This is a genomic window from Kitasatospora sp. NPDC032121, from assembly GCF_055580145.1.
In genome coordinates this window covers 820068-840539 of sequence record NZ_JBVILX010000002.1, presented here as the reverse complement: position 1 = coordinate 840539, position 20472 = coordinate 820068, and the positions used below count along the sequence as shown (strand labels likewise).

22 protein-coding genes and 1 tRNA gene are annotated in these 20472 nt (G+C 74.0%); 6 read left to right on the top strand and 17 right to left on the bottom strand.

The window, feature by feature from the left end; genetic code table 11:
• Positions 1 to 126 precede the first annotated feature (126 nt).
• Positions 127 to 207 (bottom strand) — tRNA-Tyr (locus ACZ5OX_RS09670).
• 219 nt (positions 208 to 426) lie between these two features.
• Here ACZ5OX_RS09670 and ACZ5OX_RS09665 point away from each other — a divergent pair.
• Positions 427 to 915, top strand: coding sequence for a YajQ family cyclic di-GMP-binding protein (locus ACZ5OX_RS09665; RefSeq protein WP_355262984.1), 489 nt, complete (start codon positions 427 to 429; stop codon positions 913 to 915).
• 111 nt (positions 916 to 1026) lie between these two features.
• Here ACZ5OX_RS09665 and ACZ5OX_RS09660 read toward each other — a convergent pair whose 3' ends face one another.
• Entirely contained in the window at positions 1027 to 1521 is a 495-nt protein-coding gene (locus ACZ5OX_RS09660; RefSeq protein WP_465629426.1) for a hypothetical protein, read from the bottom strand.
• A gap of 618 nt (positions 1522 to 2139) precedes the next feature.
• Here ACZ5OX_RS09660 and ACZ5OX_RS09655 point away from each other — a divergent pair.
• The 3 genes from ACZ5OX_RS09655 (at position 2140) to mug (ending at position 5091) form a co-directional block, all read left to right on the top strand.
• Positions 2140 to 3219, top strand: coding sequence for a M24 family metallopeptidase (locus tag ACZ5OX_RS09655; RefSeq protein ID WP_465629620.1), 1080 nt, complete (start codon positions 2140 to 2142; stop codon positions 3217 to 3219).
• Between the two features lie 199 nt (positions 3220 to 3418).
• Entirely contained in the window at positions 3419 to 4534 is a 1116-nt protein-coding gene (locus ACZ5OX_RS09650) for a phosphatase PAP2 family protein (RefSeq protein WP_465629425.1), read from the top strand.
• A gap of 14 nt (positions 4535 to 4548) precedes the next feature.
• Positions 4549 to 5091, top strand: a complete 543-nt coding sequence (gene mug / locus ACZ5OX_RS09645; RefSeq protein WP_449788296.1) for a G/U mismatch-specific DNA glycosylase — start codon at positions 4549 to 4551, stop codon at positions 5089 to 5091.
• On the opposite strand, the gene ACZ5OX_RS09640 is transcribed toward mug, so the two are convergent.
• The gene (locus ACZ5OX_RS09640) at positions 5031 to 6059 is read right to left on the bottom strand and encodes a LysR family transcriptional regulator (protein ID WP_465629424.1); all 1029 of its coding nucleotides are present in this window, start codon (positions 6057 to 6059) and stop codon (positions 5031 to 5033) included. The genes mug and ACZ5OX_RS09640 overlap by 61 nt on opposite strands.
• 148 nt (positions 6060 to 6207) lie before the next feature.
• Here ACZ5OX_RS09640 and ACZ5OX_RS09635 point away from each other — a divergent pair, with 148 nt between their 5' ends.
• Positions 6208 to 7212 (top strand): NADP-dependent oxidoreductase, encoded by a 1005-nt coding sequence (locus ACZ5OX_RS09635; RefSeq protein WP_465629423.1) that lies wholly within the window; start codon positions 6208 to 6210, stop codon positions 7210 to 7212.
• A gap of 40 nt (positions 7213 to 7252) precedes the next feature.
• On the opposite strand, the gene ACZ5OX_RS09630 is transcribed toward ACZ5OX_RS09635, so the two are convergent.
• Positions 7253 to 7510, bottom strand: a complete 258-nt coding sequence (locus tag ACZ5OX_RS09630; protein ID WP_465629422.1) for a hypothetical protein — start codon at positions 7508 to 7510, stop codon at positions 7253 to 7255.
• On the opposite strand from ACZ5OX_RS09630, the gene ACZ5OX_RS09625 reads away from it, so the two are divergent.
• Complete coding sequence (locus ACZ5OX_RS09625; RefSeq protein WP_465629421.1) at positions 7503 to 7649, top strand: hypothetical protein; 147 nt, start codon at positions 7503 to 7505, stop codon at positions 7647 to 7649. The two genes, ACZ5OX_RS09630 and ACZ5OX_RS09625, sit on opposite strands and share 8 nt — an antisense overlap.
• On the opposite strand, the gene ACZ5OX_RS09620 is transcribed toward ACZ5OX_RS09625, so the two are convergent.
• The 13 genes from ACZ5OX_RS09620 to ACZ5OX_RS09560 all read right to left on the bottom strand — a co-directional run bounded on the left by ACZ5OX_RS09620 (position 7636) and on the right by ACZ5OX_RS09560 (position 20393).
• Positions 7636 to 8592, bottom strand: a complete 957-nt coding sequence (locus tag ACZ5OX_RS09620) for a M48 family metalloprotease (RefSeq protein ID WP_465629420.1) — start codon at positions 8590 to 8592, stop codon at positions 7636 to 7638. The genes ACZ5OX_RS09625 and ACZ5OX_RS09620 overlap by 14 nt on opposite strands.
• Positions 8593 to 8595: 3 nt before the next feature.
• Positions 8596 to 9021 (bottom strand): BlaI/MecI/CopY family transcriptional regulator, encoded by a 426-nt coding sequence (locus ACZ5OX_RS09615; RefSeq protein WP_449788130.1) that lies wholly within the window; start codon positions 9019 to 9021, stop codon positions 8596 to 8598.
• A 129-nt stretch (positions 9022 to 9150) separates the two neighbouring features.
• Complete coding sequence (gene htpX / locus ACZ5OX_RS09610; RefSeq protein ID WP_465629419.1) at positions 9151 to 10014, bottom strand: zinc metalloprotease HtpX; 864 nt, start codon at positions 10012 to 10014, stop codon at positions 9151 to 9153.
• 218 nt (positions 10015 to 10232) lie between these two features.
• On the bottom strand, positions 10233 to 11777 hold the full coding sequence (locus ACZ5OX_RS09605; protein ID WP_465629418.1) for an NADH-quinone oxidoreductase subunit N: 1545 nt from the start codon (positions 11775 to 11777) through the stop codon (positions 10233 to 10235).
• Positions 11778 to 11833: 56 nt separating this feature from the next.
• A complete protein-coding gene (locus ACZ5OX_RS09600; RefSeq protein ID WP_465629417.1) occupies positions 11834 to 13390 on the bottom strand; it encodes a complex I subunit 4 family protein in 1557 nt (518 codons plus the stop codon).
• 53 nt (positions 13391 to 13443) lie between these two features.
• Positions 13444 to 15504: an NADH-quinone oxidoreductase subunit 5 family protein gene (locus tag ACZ5OX_RS09595; RefSeq protein WP_465629416.1), complete on the bottom strand. Its 2061-nt coding sequence runs from the start codon at positions 15502 to 15504 to the stop codon at positions 13444 to 13446.
• Positions 15501 to 15893: an NADH-quinone oxidoreductase subunit NuoK gene (nuoK, locus tag ACZ5OX_RS09590; RefSeq protein WP_449788126.1), complete on the bottom strand. Its 393-nt coding sequence runs from the start codon at positions 15891 to 15893 to the stop codon at positions 15501 to 15503. Before nuoK ends, ACZ5OX_RS09595 begins: the two co-directional genes overlap by 4 nt.
• Complete coding sequence (locus tag ACZ5OX_RS09585) at positions 15893 to 16651, bottom strand: NADH-quinone oxidoreductase subunit J family protein (protein ID WP_449788125.1); 759 nt, start codon at positions 16649 to 16651, stop codon at positions 15893 to 15895. The genes nuoK and ACZ5OX_RS09585 overlap by 1 nt, the downstream gene beginning before the upstream one ends.
• Positions 16648 to 17217, bottom strand: a complete 570-nt coding sequence (locus ACZ5OX_RS09580; protein ID WP_465629415.1) for a NuoI/complex I 23 kDa subunit family protein — start codon at positions 17215 to 17217, stop codon at positions 16648 to 16650. The genes ACZ5OX_RS09585 and ACZ5OX_RS09580 overlap by 4 nt, the downstream gene beginning before the upstream one ends.
• Positions 17214 to 18173 (bottom strand): NADH-quinone oxidoreductase subunit NuoH, encoded by a 960-nt coding sequence (gene nuoH / locus ACZ5OX_RS09575; RefSeq protein ID WP_465629414.1) that lies wholly within the window; start codon positions 18171 to 18173, stop codon positions 17214 to 17216. Before nuoH ends, ACZ5OX_RS09580 begins: the two co-directional genes overlap by 4 nt.
• Positions 18170 to 19306, bottom strand: coding sequence for an NADH-quinone oxidoreductase subunit C (locus ACZ5OX_RS09570; protein WP_465629413.1), 1137 nt, complete (start codon positions 19304 to 19306; stop codon positions 18170 to 18172). Before ACZ5OX_RS09570 ends, nuoH begins: the two co-directional genes overlap by 4 nt.
• Positions 19303 to 19986, bottom strand: coding sequence for an NADH-quinone oxidoreductase subunit B (locus ACZ5OX_RS09565; RefSeq protein WP_465629412.1), 684 nt, complete (start codon positions 19984 to 19986; stop codon positions 19303 to 19305). Before ACZ5OX_RS09565 ends, ACZ5OX_RS09570 begins: the two co-directional genes overlap by 4 nt.
• Positions 19977 to 20393: an NADH-quinone oxidoreductase subunit A gene (locus ACZ5OX_RS09560; RefSeq protein ID WP_392867575.1), complete on the bottom strand. Its 417-nt coding sequence runs from the start codon at positions 20391 to 20393 to the stop codon at positions 19977 to 19979. The genes ACZ5OX_RS09565 and ACZ5OX_RS09560 overlap by 10 nt, the downstream gene beginning before the upstream one ends.
• Positions 20394 to 20472 lie beyond the last annotated feature (79 nt).

The window sequence follows — 20472 nt, the reverse complement described above, 5'->3', positions numbered from 1 at the left end:
GCAATAAGTCGGCCCGCCGCCCCGACTCCGGACCAAGCCCACCCCGAGCCCGCCCGAGCCCGCCCCGAACACACAGAACAGCCCCCGATCCGCGTTTCCGCAGATCGGGGGCTGTTCTCTATCCTGTGGCTGGTGCAGGGTTCGAACCTGCGTAGCTTGCGCGACAGATTTACAGTCTGCTCCCTTTGGCCGCTCGGGCAACCAGCCAGGATTTTTCGTTTCCCGGGGCGTTCGCCCCGTTCGACTTGGTAAACCATACCCGATGCAGGGGGGTGTTCCGCCACTCGCCAGATCACACGATGATCAAGGAGTCTCGGGCGCCTGCTACGGGCGGGGCCGGTGTGGCGCTGGATAGGCTGGGCCTGCGGGCACCCCGGCGGGGCACTCGTGCCAGTGAAGACCAGAGCATCAAGGAGACCTATACCCATGGCCGACTCCAGTTTCGACATCGTCTCGAAGGTCGAGTGGCAGGAGGTCGACAACGCGATCAACCAGACCTCCCGCGAGATCGCGACGCGCTTCGACTTCAAGAACGTGGGCGCCGAGATCAGCCGCTCCGGCGAGAAGATCGAGATGAAGGCGAACGGCGAGGAGCGCGTGCGCGCCGTCCTCGACATCCTCCAGACCAAGTTCGTCAAGCGCGGCCTGTCGCTGAAGGCTCTGGACGCCAACGAGCCCCAGCTCTCCGGCAAGGAGTACAAGATCTTCGCCAACGTCAAGGAGGGCATCACCACGGAGGACGCGAAGAAGGTCGCGAAGATCATCCGTGACGAGGGCCCGAAGGGCGTCAAGGCGCAGGTCCAGGGCGACGAGCTGCGCGTCAGCTCGAAGAGCCGCGACGACCTCCAGGCCGTGCAGGCCCTGCTCAAGGGCAAGGACCTGGACTTCGCGATCCAGTTCGTGAACTACCGCTGACCCTCCGGTCGGCCGGTCCGACGGACGACGGCGCGGCCCCGCTCCCGGGTTCGGGAGCGGGGCCGTTCGCGCGACCGGGGCGGTCCCGGCAGGCGGGCGGGCGGGGGCGGGTCAGGCGGTCGGCTCCGCCCAGCCGCCGGTGGTGCGGTGCCGGCCCAGGCCGACCGACTCGAACTCGTCCACCCGGCCCTCCTCGGTGTGCGCGCCGAGCCGCCTGAGGGCGCGGGAGATCGGGGTGCCCTCGGCCGGGGACGCCTCGAACTCGCCGATGGTGAGCGGGCCGAGGGCGACCACGCCGTCCACCCAGACGGCGGCGCGCTGGGTGCCGCTGCCGCCGAAGTAGTCCGCCTCGACGCAGGCGATCGGGCCGGCCTTCGACCAGGCGGCCAGCCGGAGCTCGAAGCCGTCCGAGTGCCAACCGAACCCGGCCCCACCGGCGCGCTTGCGCGCGGTGCCGTCCCCCTGGAGCGCGGCGAGGACCGCGGGGGTGACGGGGAGCAGTGCCAGCCCCTGTGCCAACGGCACCACCCTGGCCGCCGGAACCTCCGCCGACGCCACCGTCAACAGCTCCAATGTTCCAATGAGCGCCTGGAGTTCGTAGGACATGGCGGACATGGTGTCCCACCGCACCGACAGTCGGCCCCGAATTTATGATTCCGTGCCCGGTCGGAGACCGTAGAGCAGACCGCGAGGCCGCATGACGGCTCAGGCCGCCTCTCCGGTCGCGCCGCCGGTCACCCGCTCGGACGCCTGCGGCATGCGGTGGCCGCGACACCCGGATGGACTGGCCCGGTACGGCCTCCACCGGCCCCTCCCCGTCTCCCGTACAGCCGGGTGCTCACGCCGGGACCGTACGCAGGAGGACCGCATGCATTCCACGGACACGCCCCCGCCGTACCGGACGGCCACGACCATGGCGCTCCGCAGTCTGGCCCGCGCCGCCCTTCTCCGCCTCGTCGCGGCCCTCGTGCTCCTGCCCCCGCCCGCCCCCGGCCGGGTCGGCGGCGCGCCCCGCCGGGCCCCGGCGCGGCCGCCGGGGCCGCTCCGGCCCGCCGAGGGGCGGCCGGCCCGTCGTCCGGATCGCGCCGGTCCCTCCCCGAGGGCTTCGCCAACTCGGCGCGGAAGTGATGGAGTCGACCCGATGGCGTCTCGCCGAGCCCGTCCGGCCCCCGAGGAGGAACCGCCGTGCCCCGTCCCTTCACCGTCGAGGACCACACCGCCCGGATGACTCGGGCCACCGCCGAGGCGACCGCCGCCGGGCTGGCCGGCCTGGTCGTCGCCCCCGGCCCGGACCTGGCCTACCTGTGCGGCTACACGCCCACCGCGGTCACCGAGCGGCTGACCGCCCTCGTCCTCACCGCCGGACGCGAACCCGCCCTGGTGGTCCCCAGGTTGGAACGTCCGGACGCCGAGAAGGCGGTCGGCGCCCCGGCCGTCCGGCTGCTCGACTGGTCCGACGGCGAGGACCCGTTCGCCACCGCGGGCCCGCTGCTCGACCCGGCCGGGCGGTACGGCGTCTCCGACAACACCTGGGCGCTGCACCTGCTCGGCTTCCAGGGCGCGCTGCCCGGCGTCTCCTTCAGCTCGCTCACCGACAGCCTGCCGATGCTGCGCGCCGTCAAGGACGCCGAGGAGGTGGACCGTCTGGCCGCGGCCGGCGGCGCCGCGGACGCCGCCTACCGGGGCATCCTGGAGGTCCCCTTCGTCGGCCGCCGGGAGAACGAGGTGGCCGGCGACCTCGCCGCGCTGCTCGTCCAGTACGGGCACAGCCAGGTCGACTTCACCGTGGTCGGCTCCGGCCCGAACGGCGCCGACCCGCACCACGAGGCCGGTGACCGGGTCATCCGTACGGGTGACACCGTGGTGCTGGACTTCGGCGGCCTCAAGGACGGCTACGGCTCCGACACCACCCGGACGGTGCACGTCGGCCCGGACGTCCCGGACGAGGTGCGGAAGGTGCACGAGCTGGTCCGGTCGGCCCAGCAGACCGCCTTCGAGGCGGTCCGCCCAGGGGTGCCGTGCCAGGAGATCGACCGGATCGCCCGCCGGGTGATCACCGAGGGCGGGTACGGCGAGTACTTCATCCACCGCACCGGTCACGGCATCGGCATCACCACGCACGAGCCTCCGTACCTGGTCGAGGGCGAGGAGCGGCCGCTGGTGCCCGGCATGTGCTTCTCGATCGAGCCCGGGATCTACCTGCCCGGCCGGTTCGGGGTGCGGATCGAGGACATCGTCACCGTCACCCCGTCGGGCGGGCGCCGCTTCAACAACACCCCGCACGAGTTGGCCATCGTGGCCTGACCGCCCCCGACCATCTCTGACCATTCCCGACCGTGTCCGACCGGGTTTCGGACCGGGCGCCCGACCGCCCGTCGAACCGCCTGTCGAACCATCTGTCGGACCGCCCGTCGAACCGGGTGTCGACCGGATCGGACGTCCTTACGAACCGGTCATATTTCACCCAGAGACCTCCAAGTTTGGGTTGCTAGTTTCGGTGCGCATGACCAAGACCCTCCCCCCGGCCCCGTACGACGTGCGGGCCGGGCAGCCGCGCCCGGTGCCTCCGCCCCGTCCACGCGTGACGGGCTGGTCGAGACTCCGGTGGCTCGCCTGGCCGCTCTACCTGACGTGCTTCCTCTGGTTCCTGCGCACCGAGGGCATCCCCGCGGCCAACGACGTGCTGTTCCTCTGGCTGATCGCCGCCCTGCTGACCGCCGCCGTGCACAGCGGGCACGGCCCCCGCGGCTTCCTCCTGGTCCTGCGCGACTGGGTCCCGGTCATGGCCGTGGTGTGGACGTACTCGCTGCTGCGCGGCTACGGCGCGCACACCCCGTGGGCCCCGCACTGGCTGCCGCAGCTGCGCTTCGACGAGGTGCTCGGCTTCGGCGAGACCTGGACCGTCCGGCTCCAGCACGCCCTCTACACCTCCGGCTCGCCACACTGGTACGACTACGCCGCGGTGGCCGTCTACCTCTCGCACTTCTTCGTCGTCTTCCTGCTGCTCGCGGTGCTCTGGCGGCGCGCCCACCACCGCTTCCGGCAGCTGCTCGCCGCCTACCTGACGCTCACCTTCGCGGGCTTCGCCACCTACCTCCTCTACCCGGCCGACCCGCCGTGGCTGGTCTCCCAGGAGGGCAACCTGCCGCACCTGTCCCGGGTGGTCTGGGAGGTGATCTCGGTGAGCGGGCTGCCGCAGGCCGACTCGCTGCTGGAGAACGGCAGTCAGTTCGCCAACGACGTCGCGGCGATGCCCTCGCTGCACTCCGCCTACCCGGCGATGCTGCTGTTCTTCTTCTGGCCCACCGCCAAGCGCTGGCTGCGGGCGGTGCTGGTCGCCTACCCGCTCGCGATGACCTTCACCCTGGTCTACGGCGCGGAGCACTTCATCATCGACGTCTTCGTCGGCTGGGCCTACGCGGCCGTGGTGGTGTTCGGCCTGCGCCGGCTGCACAACCGCCGGGCGGCCACTGCGGCTTCGGCCCCGGCTGTGGCTTCGGCCCCGGCTGCGGTTTCCGATCCGGCTGTGGCTTCGGATCCGGCTGCGGTTTCGGATCCGACGTCGGCCCCGGCCGCGACGGAGAGCACGGCCAAGGGCAGGGCAGACTTGGCCGGGTGACCCCGAGCGCACCGATGAAACCCACCGCCGAGCAGCTGCTGGCCGCCAAGGACGGCACCATCCCGGACGTCTCCGGGCCCGGGCTGCGGGTGCTGTTCTGCGGCATCAACCCGGGCCTGTGGTCCGGCGCCACCGGGCACCACTTCGCCCGCCCGGGCAACCGCTTCTGGCCCGCCCTGCACCGCTCCGGCTTCACCCCGCGCCAGTACCGCCCGGACGAGCAGCAGGAGTTGCTCGCACTCGGCCTGGGCATCACCAACGTCGCCCCGCGCACCACCGCCAAGGCGGACGAACTGACCGCCGAGGAGCTGCGCGAGGGCGGCGCCGCACTGCGCGAACGGGTGCTGCGGCTGCGCCCGCGCGTCCTCGCCGTGCTCGGCATCGGCGCCTACCGGACGGCCTTCGGGCAGCGCCGGGCCGTGCTCGGGCGGCAGCCGGAGGGCATCGGGGACACCGAGGTGTGGGTGCTGCCGAACCCCAGCGGCCTCAACGCCCACTACACCCTGGACGGGCTGGCCGAGGAGTTCCGAAGGCTCCGCGAGGCCGTCGACGGCTGAACCCCGGACAGCCGAGCCCCGGCGGCCCGAGCCGCTGACGGCTGAGCCGTCGAGGCCTGACCGGCCGGGGGCCGGGCCGCCGACAGCCCTTCCGGCAGGGGCAGTTCGCGCAGCTCGCGGATCAGTGCCCGGACGGCGGCCGTCCCGGCGAGCTCGGGCGTGGTGACGTACCCGACGGAGCGGCTCGGCGGCCGCGGCCCGAGGTCGGTGACGGCGAGGGCGGCCGGAGCGCCCAGCAGGGCGGTCCGGGGCATGATCGCCATGCCGAGGCCCTGGGCGACCAGCGAGAGGGCCACCGTGTCGTCCTCCACGTCCACCGTCGCGGGCGGGATCCAGTCCTGCCGCCGCCACCAGTCCCGGGTGTACGAACCGCAGTTCTCGTCCCAGTCGACCAGCGGGAGCTCGCGCGGCGCCGGGTGGCCCAGCGGGTGCGCGAGCGCGTACGACTCCTCGTACAGCGGCACCGCGACCAGACCGGGGACGGCCGGCGGGCCGCCCGGGTCGAGCGTGGCCAGCCCCAGGTCGGCGCGCCCGTCGGCGACCTCTCCGGCGGTGCCGCGGCCGATCTCCCGGACGATCCGGACACGGGTGCCGAGCCCGGGGTGCCGCTCGGCCAGCCGGGCCAGGACGGACGGCAGCAGATGGGCGGCGGCACTGCGGAAGGCGGCGATCCGCAGCGTGCCGGTCAGCGGCCCGGCCGCTCCCGCGCCGCGGACCTCGGGGCCCATCGCGTCCAGCAGCCGCAGGATCCGGCGGGCGTACGCCACCGCCCGCGCGCCGCCATCGGTGGGGCGTGCGCCGTGGCGTCCCCGGTCGAAGAGCACCGTGCCGAGCTTCCGCTCGCAGGCGCGCACGGTGTGCGAGACGGCGGACTGAGTGGTGCCCAGGCGTGCGGCGGCCGCCGTGAAGCTCCGCTCCTCCTCTACGGCGACCAGGGTCCGCAGCTCGTGCGGGGCGAGATCGGTCATGCGCCCGAACCTATCCCGGCCGTCCGGCGATCCATCGATCCCGCTCATGGATGCCGCCGTTCCATCGGCAGCAGCCTCTGCCCGGCCGCTCCCGCGCTTTCTACGGTGATCACGTCCCGCCGTCACCCGCCCCCTGGAGCAGCACCCGATGTCCCGTCCCACCGTCCACGCCGTCCACCTGGTGTCCCGCCCCGACGGCGCGCCCACCGCCGCGAACTTCGCCTTCGTCGACGAGACCGTCCCGGCCCTCGCAGCGGGCGAGGCCCTGGTCGAGAACCTCTACCAGTCCGTCGACCCGTACATGCGCGAGGAGATGGAGGAGGGCGGGTGGGAGCTGCACGCCCCGCTGGAGGGACGCACCCTCGGCCGGGTGGTGGAGTCCCGGGCCGACGGCCTGCCGGTCGGGGCGCTGGTCCAGCACCGCCAGGCGTGGCGCACCCACTCGGTGGTCACCGTGGAGCGGGCGAGCCTGCTGCCGGAGCTCGCCGGTGTCCCGCTCAGCGCCCACCTGTCGGTGCTCGGTGGCACCGGCCTGTCCGCCTGGGTGGCGCTTACCAGGATCGCCCGGCTCAGGGCCGGCGAGACGCTCTTCGTCTCGGCGGCCGCCGGCGGCGTCGGTACCGCCGCCGGACAGCTCGCCCGGCTGCTCGGCGCCGGCCGGATCGTCGGCAGCACCGGCTCCGCCGCCAAGGCGGCCCGGCTCGTCGAGCGGCTCGGCTTCGACGCCGCCTTCGACTACCACGACGGCCCGATCGCGGACCGCCTGCGCGAGGCCGCCCCCGAGGGGCTGCACGTCTACCTGGACAACGTCGGCGGCGACCACCTGGAGGCCGCCATCGGCGCCCTGCGCGAGCGCGGCCGGATCGCCTGGTGCGGCGCGGTCGCCCAGTACGACCGCCTCGGGGACCCGCCGGCCGCGCCGCGCAACCTCTACGACGTGGTCGGGAAGAGCCTGCGGCTGGAGGGCTTCCTGGTCCGTGACCACCTCGACGCCCGGCCGGAGCTCTACGACTTCCTGGTCCCGCACCTGCGCTCGGGCGCCGTCGTCCCCGACGAGACGGTCGTGGACGGCTTCGAGCGGGTGGTGGACGCCTTCCTCGGCATGCTGCGCGGCGCCAACACCGGCAAGATGCTGGTCCGGATCGCCGACTGACCCGGCTCCGGCCGGCCCGCCGTGCTCACCCCGGCGGCGCTCATCCGGGCAGGACGGCCAGTTCGAGCGCGGCGAGCCGGGCCGGGTCGGCCACCACCTCGTAGCCGGCCACCCGGCCGTCGGCGACCGCCAGCCGCAGCACCAGCCGCAGCCGCCCGCCCGGGGCGATCAGGATGCCGGGCACCCCGTCCACCAGCGCCACCGCGCCGTAGCGGGCCCGGCGGCCGAAGACCGTGGTCTTCCGGGGACCGTGGTCTTCCGGGCGACGGTCCCCGCCGGAGAACCTCCACGTGGCCACCGCCGAGCTCACCAGGGCCGCGGACATCCCGGCGCTGAACGCCCTCCGGCCGCTCGCCGCCGAGTCGCCGGCGGCCGCCGAGGCCGCCCTCGACGAGTTGGCCGCGGCGCTCCGGCCCCGGCGGACTACAGCGGGGTGACGGCCTTGAGCACCACCAGCAGGGCGATGGCGGCGTTGAGCGCGCACAGGGCCGACGCCGCCGTACCGATCGCCGCGACCATCGCCGCCAGGCCCGCCGGGGTCTTGGCCGGCGGCCAGTTGCGGGAGGTCGGCACCGGCCCGAGCAGGGCGGCGACCCGCCGCGGCACCGGACCGGCCGCGGCGGCCGGGGTGGCGAAGGCCGCGAAGCCGGGCGCCGGGGCGGCGTGCGAGACCAGGGCCGCCCGGGCCACCGCCCGCGCGGTGATCCGGCGGTCCCCGACGGCCTGCGCCGAGTCCTCGTCCGCCCACCGCTCCGCGCTGTACGCCACCGCGTCCTGCAGGGGCCGCAGGAACGGGTTGACGCAGGCGGCGAGCTGGGTGGCCAGCAGGTACCGGTGGTGCCGGTGGCGCAGGTGCGCCCGCTCGTGCGCGAGCAGCGCCTCGCGTTCGTCGGCGGCCAGGCCGTCCAGCATCCCGGTGGAGACCACCACCCGGCCCGGCGAGCCGGGCAGCGCGTAGGCGTACGGGCTGCGGTCCGGCAGCACCGCGAGGTCACCGGACCCGCCCGGCCCGGCGGGCAGCCCGCTCAGCGCCCGCCGGGCCCGGGTCCGCACCCGCAGGTGGCGGACGACCGTCCGGGCGCAGGCGAAGCCCACCAGGGCCAGCAGCCACATCGCGGCCGTGCCGACCGTCTCGTGGTACGGCAGCGCGGCCCGCACCTCCGGGTCGGACCAGCTGTCCGGCAGCGGGTTGCCCGGGATCTGCGCGGTGCCCACCACGCCGATCAGGCCGAGGCAGAGCACGCTGCACACCGCCATCACGGCGCTGATCACGGTCATCAACCGGGTCGCGCCGCGCGGGTGCAGGTGCTGCTCGGTCAGGCGCGCGATCGGGACCGCGGTGAGCGGCAGGACGAGCGGGAGGAAGACGAAGAGGCCCACGGATCAGCTCTCACGGTCGGGCGCTGCCGGATCGGCGGACGCGGCGTCCAGCAGCGCCCGGAGCAGTTCCTCGTCGTGCGGCAGCAGCGCGCTGACGAAACTGGCCAGGACGGCGTCCCGGTCCGCCTCCCCGTCGAGCATCCGGCGCATCCGCAGCGCGGCCAGCCCGGCGGCGTCCGAGGAGGCCTGCCACAGGTAGGAGCGGCCGGAGCGGGTCCGGGTCACGGCGTTCTTGGCGTGCAGCCGGGACAGGATGGTCATCACCGTGGTGTACGCCAGGTCGCCGTCCAGGCGTTCCTGGACCCATCCCGCGGCCGCCGGGCCGGGCGCCTGCTGGAGCACCGCGAGCACCTGTGCCTCCAGCTCGCCCTGGCCGCGTCGCCGGGTCGGCGCGTCCCCGGTCGTCGGGGCGTGCCTCTGGTCTGCCATGACGGCCCACTCCCTCCGGATGCCGCGCCCGGACCGACGGGCGCGGGTTCATCCTAACGAGCACGGGGCCGCGCCGACCCGGTCGGAGGCGAGGGTTCGGGGGCGTACGGCGCCCGAGGCGCCCAGGCCCTACCGGCCGTGGCCCGCCATCCGCTCCAGGCGGGCGATGCGCTCGGCCATCGGCGGGTGGGTGGAGAAGAGCTTCGCGCCGGCCTCGCCGGGGCGGAAGGGGCTGGCGATCATCATGTGGCTCGCGGTCTGGAGCTGCGGCTCGGGCGGGAGCGGCAGCTGCCGGGTGCCGGCGTCGAGCTTCCGCAGGGCGCTCGCGAGGGCGAGCGGGTCGCCGGTGATCCGGGCGCCGTCGGCGTCGGCCTGGTACTCCCGGGAGCGGCTGACCGCCAGCTGGATCAGCCCGGCCGCGAGCGGGCCGAGGATCATGATGGCGAGCATCCCGAACAGCCCCGGGCCGTCGTCGTCCTCGCTGCGCCCGAACGGGATCAGCCAGGCGAAGTTCACCAGGAACATCACCACCGAGGCGAGCGCCCCGGCCACCGAGGAGATCAGGATGTCCCGGTTGTAGACGTGGCTGAGCTCGTGCCCGAGCACGCCCCGCAGTTCGCGTTCGTCCAGGATCCGCAGGATGCCCTCGGTGCAGCAGACCGCCGCGTTGCGCGGGTTGCGGCCGGTGGCGAAGGCGTTCGGGGCCGGGGTCGGGGAGATGTAGAGGCGGGGCATCGGCTGGCGGGCCGAGGTGGAGAGTTCACGGACGATCCGGTACAGCCCGGGTGCCTCGAACTCGCTGACCGGCCGGGCGCGCATGGCCCGCAGCGCGAGCTTGTCGCTGTTCCAGTAGGCGTAGGCGTTGGTCCCGAGGGCGACCAGCAGGGCGATCAGGAAGCCGGTGCGGCCGAAGAGGCTGCCGATCACCAGGATCAGCGCCGAGAGGCCTCCGAGCAGGACCGCAGTCCTCAGTCCGTTGTGCCTGCTGTGCACGTCAGGCCCTCCAATGGTGCGGTGGGGAAGCCCTTTCTGCCTCGTCCCTCTTGCCCGGTCAACGGGTGGGGCCGGGGACCTTGTTCCCTTGTGACCGACGCGACACCGCCGGACCGCACCCCGACACCGCCGGACCGCACCCCCGACACCACCGGACCGCACCCCCGACGGTGCCCCGGGACCGCCCGGCAGCACCGCGGCCCGGTCCCGGCCGGGGCTCAGAACAGCGAGCCGCCCGCCACCTGGAGGACCAGCTGCGGCGCCACCGAGAGGACCACGGCCGCCGAGGCGGTCAGCCCCAGGGTCGCGGTGAGGCTCACCGGCAGGCGGTGCCCGGCGGCGGCCTCCCCGAGGGGCGCGTCGCCCGCCGGGGCGAACAGCCGGGCCGTCCACAGCAGGTAGTAGTACAGGGCGACGACCACGTTGACGGCCATCACCACGGCCAGCCAGCCCAGCCCGGCGTCGACCGCCGCGCGGAACACCACGACCTTGCCGAACAGGCCGATCACGCCCGGCGGCAGCCCGGCCAGGCAGAGCAGGAAGAAGGCGAGCGCCAGCGCCGTCCAGCGGTTGCGGGAGAACAGGCCGCGGAAGTCGTCCACGCTGGTCCCGGCGCGGCGGCCGACGGCGGCGACCACCCCGAAGGCGCCGAGGTTCACCACGCCGTAGATCAGCGCGTACGCGGCGGTGGCGCCGAGCGGATCGACGCCGGTGGGCGCGTAGCCGGCGGCGGCGAGCGGCACCAGCAGGTACCCGGCCTGGCCGACCGAGGACCAGGCGAGCAGCCGCACCGCGCTGTACCGGGTGTCGAAGCGCTGCCGCAGTGCGCCGACGTTGCCGACGGTCATCGTGACGGCGGCCAGCACGGCGAGCACCAGGCCCCAGGTGTGGGCGTACGGGCGGAACGCGACGGTGGTGGCGAGGGCGAGCCCGGACAGGCCGGCCGCCTTGCCGACCACCGAGAGGTAGCCGGCCACCGGCAGCGGGGCGCCGGTGTAGGTGTCGGGCACCCAGAAGTGGAACGGGACGGCGGCGACCTTGAAGGCGAAGCCGACCAGGGTCAGCACCGCGCCCGCCTCGGCCAGCGGCCTGAGCTGCCCGGGGGCGTGCTCCAGGCCCTGGGCGACGGCGCCGAGGTGCAGGCTGCCGCTCGCCGCGTAGACGAAGCCGACGCCGAGCAGCATCACGGCGGTCGCGGTCACCGAGGAGACGAAGAACTTGAAGGCGGCCTCCGCGCCCCGGCCGTCCCGGCGCAGCGCCACCAGGGCGAAGGCGGGCAGCGAGGCGACCTCCAGGGCGATCACCATGGTGGCGAGGTCCCGGGAGGCGGGCAGCAGGGCGGCGCCGGTGGCGCTGGAAAGCAGCAGGAACCAGTACTCGCCGCGCGGCAGCTTCTCGGTCTCCACCGTGTGCGCCGACAGCAGCGCCGCGATCAGCGCGCCGCCGAGGGCGAGCAGCTGGAACACCAGGGCGAAGTGGTCGGCGACGTACGAGCAACCGCCGTTGTCAGACCCCCCTGCTACGTTCTGCACGCAGAAGGTCGCTCGGGGTGATCCGCCGGTGAGGGGAAGGAGCGCGATGAGGGCGAGGGCGAGTCCGGCCGCGGTGAGGCGGCCGAGCCACCGCTTGTGCCGCTCGGGCAGGAACAGGTCCGTGAGCAGCACGGCGAGGGCGGCCACGGCGGCGATCAGCGGGGGCGCGATCGCCACCCAGTCCACGGACTGGATCAGGCTGCCCGGGTTGGCTACGGCGAGGGAGGTCACAGTGTGCTGCCCCGTGGAGTGAGGTCCGAGTGCGGCGGTCTGGGCTGCGAGCACGGTCAGCCACCCCCGAGGAGGTGCTTGACGGCGGGATCGGAGAGGCCGAGCAGCAGCGCGGGCCAGAGGCCGGCGAGCAGGGTGAGCGCGGCCAGCGGCGTCCAGCTGACGGCCTCGTACGGGCGCAGGTCGGCGAGCTCGGCCACCGGTGCGGGCTGCTCGGGGTCCCCCATGCAGACGCGCTTGACCACGATCAGGAGGTACGCGGCGGTGAGGAGGGTGCCGAGGCCGGCCAGGACCATGTAGGTGACGAACGCGGGGCGCGACAGGCCGTCGGCCGGGTCGAACGCGCCGAACATGGCGAGCAGCTCGCCCCAGAAGCCGGCCAGGCCGGGCAGGCCGAGGCTGGCGACGGCGGCGAAGGCGAGCAGCACACCGAGCCGCGGGGCCCGGCCGTACAGGGCGGCTCCGGTGGTGCCGGCGAGGGTGTCGAGGTCGGCGGTGCCGTAGCGGTCCTTGAGCGCGCCGACGACGAAGAACAGCAGACCGGTGATCAGACCGTGGGCGATGTTGGCGAACAGCGCGCCGTTGACGCCCACCGGGGTGAGGGAGGCGATGCCGAGCAGCACGAAGCCCATGTGGCCGACGGAGGAGTACGCGATCAGACGCTTGAGGTCGCCCTTGGCGCCGGGGCGGGCCAGCGCCAGGCAGGCCAGTGAGCCGTAGACGATGCCGACGGCCGCGAAGGCGCCCAGGTAGGGGGCCAGCGTGGCGGCGCCGTCCGGCACGACCGGGAGGAGGACGCGGACCAGGCCGTAGGTGCCCATCTTCAGCAGCACGCCGGCGAGCAGCACCGAGCCCACCGTCGGGGCGGCGGTGTGCGCGTCGGGGAGCCAGCTGTGCAGCGGCCAGGCCGGGGCCTTGACCGCGAGCCCGACCAGGATCGCCAGCGCGGCGATCACCTGGGTGGTGTGGCTCAGGCCGCTGCCGTGCGCGGCGGCCAGGGCCTGCATGTCGAAGGTGCCCGCCTTGCTGCCGATCAGCAGGAAGCCGAGCAGCATCACGGCCGAGCCGAGCAGCGTGTAGAGGATGAAGCGGTTGGCGGCCGGCACCTTCGCCCCGCTCCCCCAGCGGGCGATCAGGAAGTACATCGGGATCAGCACGATCTCGAAGGCCACGAAGAAGAGCAGGAGGTCCAGCACCGCGAAGGTGGCGAGCATGCCGACTTCGAGCAGCAGGAACAGCCCGACGAAGGCCTGCGCCGACGGGACGCCCTCCCCGTTCGGCAGCCTCTTCTCCGAGTACAGCGCGCAGAGGAAGGTGAGCAGCGCGGTCAGCACGACCAGCGGCAGCGAGACGCCGTCCACCCCGAGGTGGAGGCGCACGTGCAGGGCCGGGATCCAGGACACGTCGGTGGTGGCCTGCATCCGGGCGGGTTCGTCGTGGTCGAAGCCGGCCGCGAGGGCGACGGTGAGCAGGAACACCGCGCCGGTGACGACGGTGTTCAGCCGCAGTGCCCGCCGGTCGGCCACGGCCCGGTCCGGCCCGAACACCGGCGCCAGGGTGAGTGCGGCACCGAGCAGCGGCAGCACCAGGAGGGCGATGAGGACTGCGTTCATCGGGGGCTCCCAGCAGCGGTCGAGGGGACGGAGGTGGAGGACAGCAGCACCGGCTACACCGCCACCAGGACGGCCAGCAGGACGACGGCGGCCAGCAGGGCGCTGAGGTACGTCTGGGCGTTGCCGGTCTGCGCGAGCCGGACGGCCCGGCCGAGCAGGTTGGCGCCCACCGCGCTGCCGCGCACGTAGGTCTCGACGACCTCGCGGTCGAGGAAGCGGACCAGCTTGGCGGCGGCGCCCACCGGGCGGACGAACAGCGCGTGGTACAGCCGGTCGACGCCGAAGCCGTGCCGGGCCGGGCCGAACAGCGGGCCGAGCAGGGTGCGCCCGGGGTCGGCGACGATCACCTCGGCGGCCGGGGCGGCGCCCTGCTCGGGCACCCGGCCGGCGGCGGCCGGGGCCGGGCGGCCGGTGCCCAGTCGGGCGGTCGCCGAACGCCAGGCGCCGTACGCGGCGAGCGCGCCGACGACGGCGAGCCCGGTCCCGGTGACGGCGGTGACGGCGGAGGGCCGCAGCGAGCCGCCGTCCAGCAGCGCGGGCAGCCAGTCCGAGCGCAGGCCGGCGATGCCGAAGCCCATGGTCGGCACGGCCAGCACCCACAGCGGCCAGCGCATCGCGGGCGGCTCGGCGGCGGCCGGGTCGGCCTCGTCGAGCTCGGGCGAGTACGGCGCGTCGGCCTCGTGATCGGCCGCGACGGTGGCCCGGTCGGCGGCGGGCAGCACCTTCGGGGCGGCCGCGGCGGCCCCGGCCGGGCTGTGGAACGCGACCAGGAAGAGCCTGGCCGCGTACGCGGCGGTCAGCAGCGCGGTGAGCCCGGCGGAGATCAGCACGATCCACCCGGCGGCCTGCGGCACCGCCGAGGCCGGGCCGAGCCCGTTGGTCAGCGCTTCGCCCTTGGCGGCGTGCTCGGCGGCGGTCAGCACCGCCTCCTTGCTGAAGAAGCCGGAGAACGGCGGCAGCCCGACCAGGGCGACCAGCGCGATGCCCATCGTCCAGTAGGCGTCCGGCACCCGCTTGCGCAGCCCCGGGATGCGGGACATCGCGGAGATCGAGTTGGTGTGCGCGGCGTGGATCACCACACCGGCGGCCAGGAAGAGCAGCGCCTTGAACGCGCCGTGGCTGACCAGGTGGAAGACCGAGGCCTCGCGGTCCCCGCTGGCCAGCGCGCCGGCCATGTAGCCGAGCTGGCCGACGGTGGAGTAGGCGAGCACCCGCTTGAGGTCGTCCTGGGCGAGCGCGCAGAGCGCCGAGCCGATCATCGTCACGGCGGCCATCACCGCGAGCACGACCAGCGCCGCGCCCGACAGCAGGAACACCGGCAGCAGCCGGGCGACCAGGTAGATGCCGGCCGCGACCATGGTGGCGGCGTGGATCAGCGCGGAGACCGGGGTCGGGCCGGCCATCGCGTCCGGGAGCCAGGTGTGCAGCGGGAACTGCGCGCTCTTGCCGGCCACGCCGGCGAGCAGCAGCAGAGCGGTCAGCGTGGGGTGCCCGAGCCGGCCCTCCGTCGCGGCCGCCAGCACGTCCGGGACGCGGAAGCTGCCGGCGTCCGCGCCGAGCAGGAAGATCCCGAACAGGAACGGCACGTCACCGAGCTTGGTGACCAGGAAGGCCTTCAGCGAGGCCGAGCGGGCGTCCGCGGTCTCCCAGTGGTGGCCGATCAGGAAGTACGAGCACAGGCCCATGACCTCCCAGCCCACCAGCAGCACGATCAGGTCACCCGAGTAGACCACCAGGAACATCGCCGCGGTGAACAGCGAGACCAGCGCCGCGTACGAGGGGTAGCGCGGGTCCTTCTTGAGGTACGCGGTCGAGTAGACCTGGACGCAGGTGGCGACCAGGCCGACCAGCACCGAGATCAGCGAGCTGAAGCCGTCCAGGTGGAGCGCGAGCGCGATGTCCGGGCCGCCGGTCGGGGTGAGCCTGGTGGCGGCGTCCAGCGTCTGGCCGGTGCCGAGCTGGAGGGCGACCACCAGGGCGAGCACCGCCGAGACGGCGACCGGGACGATCGCCAGCGGCCGGGCCAGCCCGGGCGCCTTCTTGCCGACGGCCAGGGTCGCGGCGGCGCCGAGCGCGGGCAGCGCCGGGACGAGTACGGGCAGGGCGAGGTTCATGCGGCGGCCCGGCCCTTCAGTGCCTCGGCTCCGACCGGCGCCTCGGCGTCGACCGGCGTCTCCTCGACGGCGAGCGCCTCGGCCGGGTCGCCGAGCGCGGTGGCCCGGTCGATGTCCGCGGTGCCCCGGGCCCGGAACAGCAGCAGGACGATGGCGAGTCCCAGCCCGATCTCGGCGGCGGCGACGGTGATGGTGAACAGGGTGAGCGCCTGCCCGGCGTGCAGCGAGTCCCGCAGCCAGGCGTCGAAGGCGACCAGGTTGAGGTTGACGGCGTTGAGCATCAGCTCGACGGACATCAACACCAGGACGGCGTTGCGCCGGGCGAGCACGCCGTACACGCCGACGCTGAACAGCAGCGCGGCGAGGACGGCGGGATAGGCGAGGTGCATCAGCCCTCCTGCTCAGAGGTCGACGGCTCGGCGGTCGGTTGCGCGGCCGTCGGCTGCTCGGCGGTCGAAGGCTCGGCGGTCACCGGCTCGGCGGCCGCCGGAACCGGCTTCGGCGCCGTCGCGGCGACCGTCCCGTTGGACCCGACCGGCCGCCCGGCGCGCAGCTTGCCCGCCCGGGGCGCCGGCACCCGCCGCTTGGCGCCGCGGGACAGCACGATCGCGCCGACCAGCGCCGCCAGCAGCAGCACGGACAGCGCCTCGAAGGGCAGCACCCAGTGCCGGAACAGGCTGGCCCCGGTGACGGCGGCCGAGCCGCCGCCCTGGCCGAGGTCGATCCAGGAGGTCCGGAAGGCGTCGACCACCAGCGTGACCAGCGTCCCGGCCGAGGCCAGCGCCACGACCAGCGCCACCCAGCGGTTCTTGGAGTCGGCGTCCGGCGAGCGCCCGATCGGCGCCTTGGTGAGCATCAGCCCGAACAGCACCAGGACGACCACCGAGCCGAGGTAGATCAGCACCTGCACCCAGGCGATGAACTCGGCCGTGAGCAGCAGGAACTCCACCGCCAGCCCGCCGAGCGCGACCACCAGCCAGAGCGCGGCGTGCACCAGCTGCCTGGTGGTCACCGAGACCACGGCCGAGCCGAGCACGGCGATGCCGACCAGCAGGAAGACGATCTCCTGGCCGGTCGGGGACAGGAACGAACGGGCGGCCGGCTCCAGGGAGCCGGTCGCCGCGAGAAGCGTGGTGGCACCGATCACGCGTCGTCACCCTTCTCCTCGGTAGCCGCTGCCGCGGCGGCTGCGGCAGCGGCCGCCAGCTTGTCCGCCGCCTTGCGCGCGGTGGCGATCTCCTTGGGCTCCTCGGCCGCCGGGTCCAGCGCCGGCGGCGCGGGGACGGTCCACATCCACTCGCGGAGCTTCTCCCGCTCGTGGGTCAGCTCGTGGATGTCGGTCTCCGCGTACTCGAACTCCGGCGACCAGAACAGCGCGTCGAACGGGCAGACCTCGATGCAAATCCCGCAGTACATGCAGAGCGAGAAGTCGATGGCGAACCGGTCCAGCACGTTGCGGGTGCGGGCCCGGGCGTTCGGCTCGGCGGCCGGCAGCGTCTCCTTGTGGGAGTCGATGTAGATGCACCAGTCCGGGCACTCGCGCGCGCAGAGCATGCAGACCGTGCAGTTCTCCTCCAGCAGCGCGATGACGCCGCGGGAACGCGGCGGCAGCACCGGCTGCACGTCGGGGTACTGCGCGGTGACGCTCTTCCTCGTCATCGTCCGCAGCGTCACGGCCAGGCCCTTCGCGAGCCCGACACCGGGAAAACTCATGAGATCGCCACCTTGATGATGCCGGTGAGGGCCAGCTGGACCAGCGCGAGCGGGATCAGCACCGTCCACGCGAAGCGCATCAGCTGGTCCTCGCGCAGACGCGGGTAGGTGACCCGCAGCCAGATGACCACGAAGGCCAGCGCGAAGGTCTTGAGGATCATCCAGAGCCAGCCGAGCTGGTCCGACAGCGGTCCGTGCCAGCCGCCCAGGAAGAGCACCGCGGTCAGCGCGGACACCACCAGGATGCCCGCGTACTCGGACAGCAGGAACAGGGCGAACCGCAGGCCGGTGTACTCGGTGTACGCGCCGAAGATGATCTCCGAGTCGGCGACCGGCATGTCGAACGGCGGCCGCTGGAGTTCGGCCAGACCGGCCGTGAAGAACACGAACGCGCCGATGATCTGCCAGGGCAGCCAGTACCACTCCCAGGCGTCCACGATCCCGGGCAGCGACAGCGTGCCGGCGGCCATCGCCACCGAGGCCGCCGCCAGCACCATCGGCAGCTCGTACGACATCAGCTGGGCGGCCGTGCGCAGCGCGCCGAGCAGCGAGAACTTGTTCGCCGAGGCCCAGCCGGCCATCAGCTTGCCGATCACGCCGACGCCCATCACGGCCAGCACGAAGAACAGGCCGGCGTCGACCGCCTGGCCGACGAAGCCGTCCGGGCCGACCGGGATCGCCAGCAGCACGAAGAGGTACGGCAGCAGCGAGACGGCGGGCGCCAGCTGGAAGATCCGGCGGTCCGCCCCGGCCGGGACGATGTCCTCCTTCTGCGCGAACTTCACGCCGTCCGCGACGAGCTGCGCCCAGCCGTGGAAGCCGCCCGCGTACATCGGGCCGAGCCGGCCCTGCATGTGCGCCATGACCTTGTGCTCGGTCTGGCCGATGACCAGCGGGAACACCAGGAAGACGACGAGGGTGGCGACGCAGCGCAGCACCGTGTCGAGCAGGTTCACGCGCCGTCTCCGTCCTGGTCGGCCGCTCCGGCCGAGGTCTCGTCCTGCTGCCCGGCCGGCTCGCCCGACGGCTTCTCCTCGGAGGGCTTCCCGTCCGACGGCTTCTCGTCGTGGGCGGGCACCGGGTTGTGCCAGGGCGCGTCCGCGGACCGGGGCGCGTCGGAGGGCCGGGGCCGTACCGGAGCCGCGGGCCCGGCCGTCGGCTCGGCGGCCGGCTCGGCGGCCGGCTCGGCGGCCGGCTCGGCGGCCGGCTCGGCGGCCGGCTGGTCGGCCCCTTGGCCCGCCGCCTGGCCGGCCGATCCCTCGGAGGCCGACCTGGTCCGCCGCGGCCGGTCCGCCCGCACCGGAGCGCCGCCCTCGGCCGGAACCGCCGCGGGGGCCTCGGCGGCCGCCTGGCTCGCCGACCCCTCCGACACCGACCTGGTCCGCCGCGGCCGGTCCGCCCGCACCGGAGCGCCGCCCTCGGCGGCGGCACCGGCGGCACCGGCACCGGCGGCCGCCCGGGGCGTCCGCGCCGCCGCACCCGCCGCCCGCGCACCGCGCGCGGGCCGCTCGGCGACCGGCGGCAGGGTGCCCTTGAGCGGCCCCCACTCGTTCGGGTCCGGCACACCGGCCGGCTGCATCTTGCGCCGGGCCGGCCCGCCGCCGTGGTCGGACTCGCCCGGCTCCTTGGCGCCCGGCCAGTCCTTGGCGACCCGGGCCGCGAGCACGAACTCCTTGCGCAGCGGGTGCCCCTCGAAGCCGTCCGGCAGCAGCAGGGTGACCAGGTGGGGGTGCCCGGGGAAGTCGATGCCGAACATCTCGTGGGTCTCGCGCTCGTGCCAGGCGGCACCCGCGTACACCCCGACGGCGGTCGGCAGCGCCGCCCCGTCGCGCGGCAGCCGGGTGCGCAGCGCGAGGTGCCGCACGCCCGGAGCCTCGACGGCGGCCAGGTGCGCGACCACGGAGAAGCCGTCGGCGAGCTCGTCGACGGCGCTCAGCCAGTCGAAGAAGCCCAGGCCCAGGACGTCGCGGGCGTTGGTGAGCGCCTCGATCCAGTGCTCGGCCGGGACGTCGACGGTGGTCAGCCCGTACGCCTCGGCGCCGGTCGCCCACTCCCCGACCGACGCCGCGTACTGCTCGGCGGAAGTCACGAGGCCCCTCCCTCGGTCGAAGGGCCGGCTCCCGCGGTCGCAGTGCCGGCCCCGGAACCGGCCTGCGGCCCGGCCACCAGCGGGCGGCGCAGCGCCGCCGCGGGCGTGGTGTAGCGGTCCGGCAGGGACTCGGCGGCGATCTTCTCCTGGAGCTTGAGGATGCCCTGGAGCAGCGCCTCCGGCCGCGGCGGGCAGCCGGGCACGTAGACGTCCACGGGGATGATCTGGTCCACGCCCTTGGTGACCGAGTAAGAGTCCCAGTAGGGGCCGCCGGAGTTGGAGCAGGCGCCGAAGGAGATGACGTACTTCGGCTCGGGCATCTGCTCGTAGAGGCGCTTGACGGCGGGCGCCATCTTGTCGGTGACGGTCCCGGAGACGATCATCAGATCAGCCTGACGGGGGCCGGGTGCGAACGGGATGACACCCATCCGGATGAAGTCGTGCTTGGCCATGGACGCGGCGATGAACTCGATCGCGCAGCAGGCCAGCCCGAAGTTGAAGCACCAGAGGCTGTAGCGGCGCCCCCAGTTGAGCACCACCTTGACCGGGTCCGGCGCCAGCCGGGCCAGCGGGCCTATGCCGCGGCGCTCGACGGCGCCGGGGCGCGCCGGGTCCGGCAGACCGAGCGGGACGGGACCGCCCTGCGCGCCGCCGTGGGAGTGGGAGTGCGTCACGTCCATTCCAGAACACCCTTCTTCCAGGCGTACAGCAGCCCGACCGCGAGGAACCCGATGAACAGGAACATCTCGATCAGCGTTCCGGCGCCGTACCCGGCGGAGGCGAAGACGGTCGCCCAGGGGAACAGGTAGATCGCGTCCACCGCGAAGATCACGTACAGGAAGGCGTACACGTAGTAGCGGATCTGGGTGTGCGCCCAGTCCTCGCCCACCGGGTCCACCCCGCACTCGTAGGCGAGGAGCTTCTCGGGCGAGTACACCACGGGCCGCAGCAGCCGGTTGGCGGTGAACGCCACGGCGACGAAGAGCACCCCGACGACGGCCAGCAGGCCCATCGCGGCGTACGCGTCGAAGTAGCCGCTGCCGACCGCCGGGTCGGCCGCGACGGCAGCCGCGTGCTTCCCCTCCATGCCTTCGCCTCCACCTCGGCCGTGAATCCGCCCTCAGGACAGTTCTACGACGTTTGCTCTCACGGACCCAACCATGGCC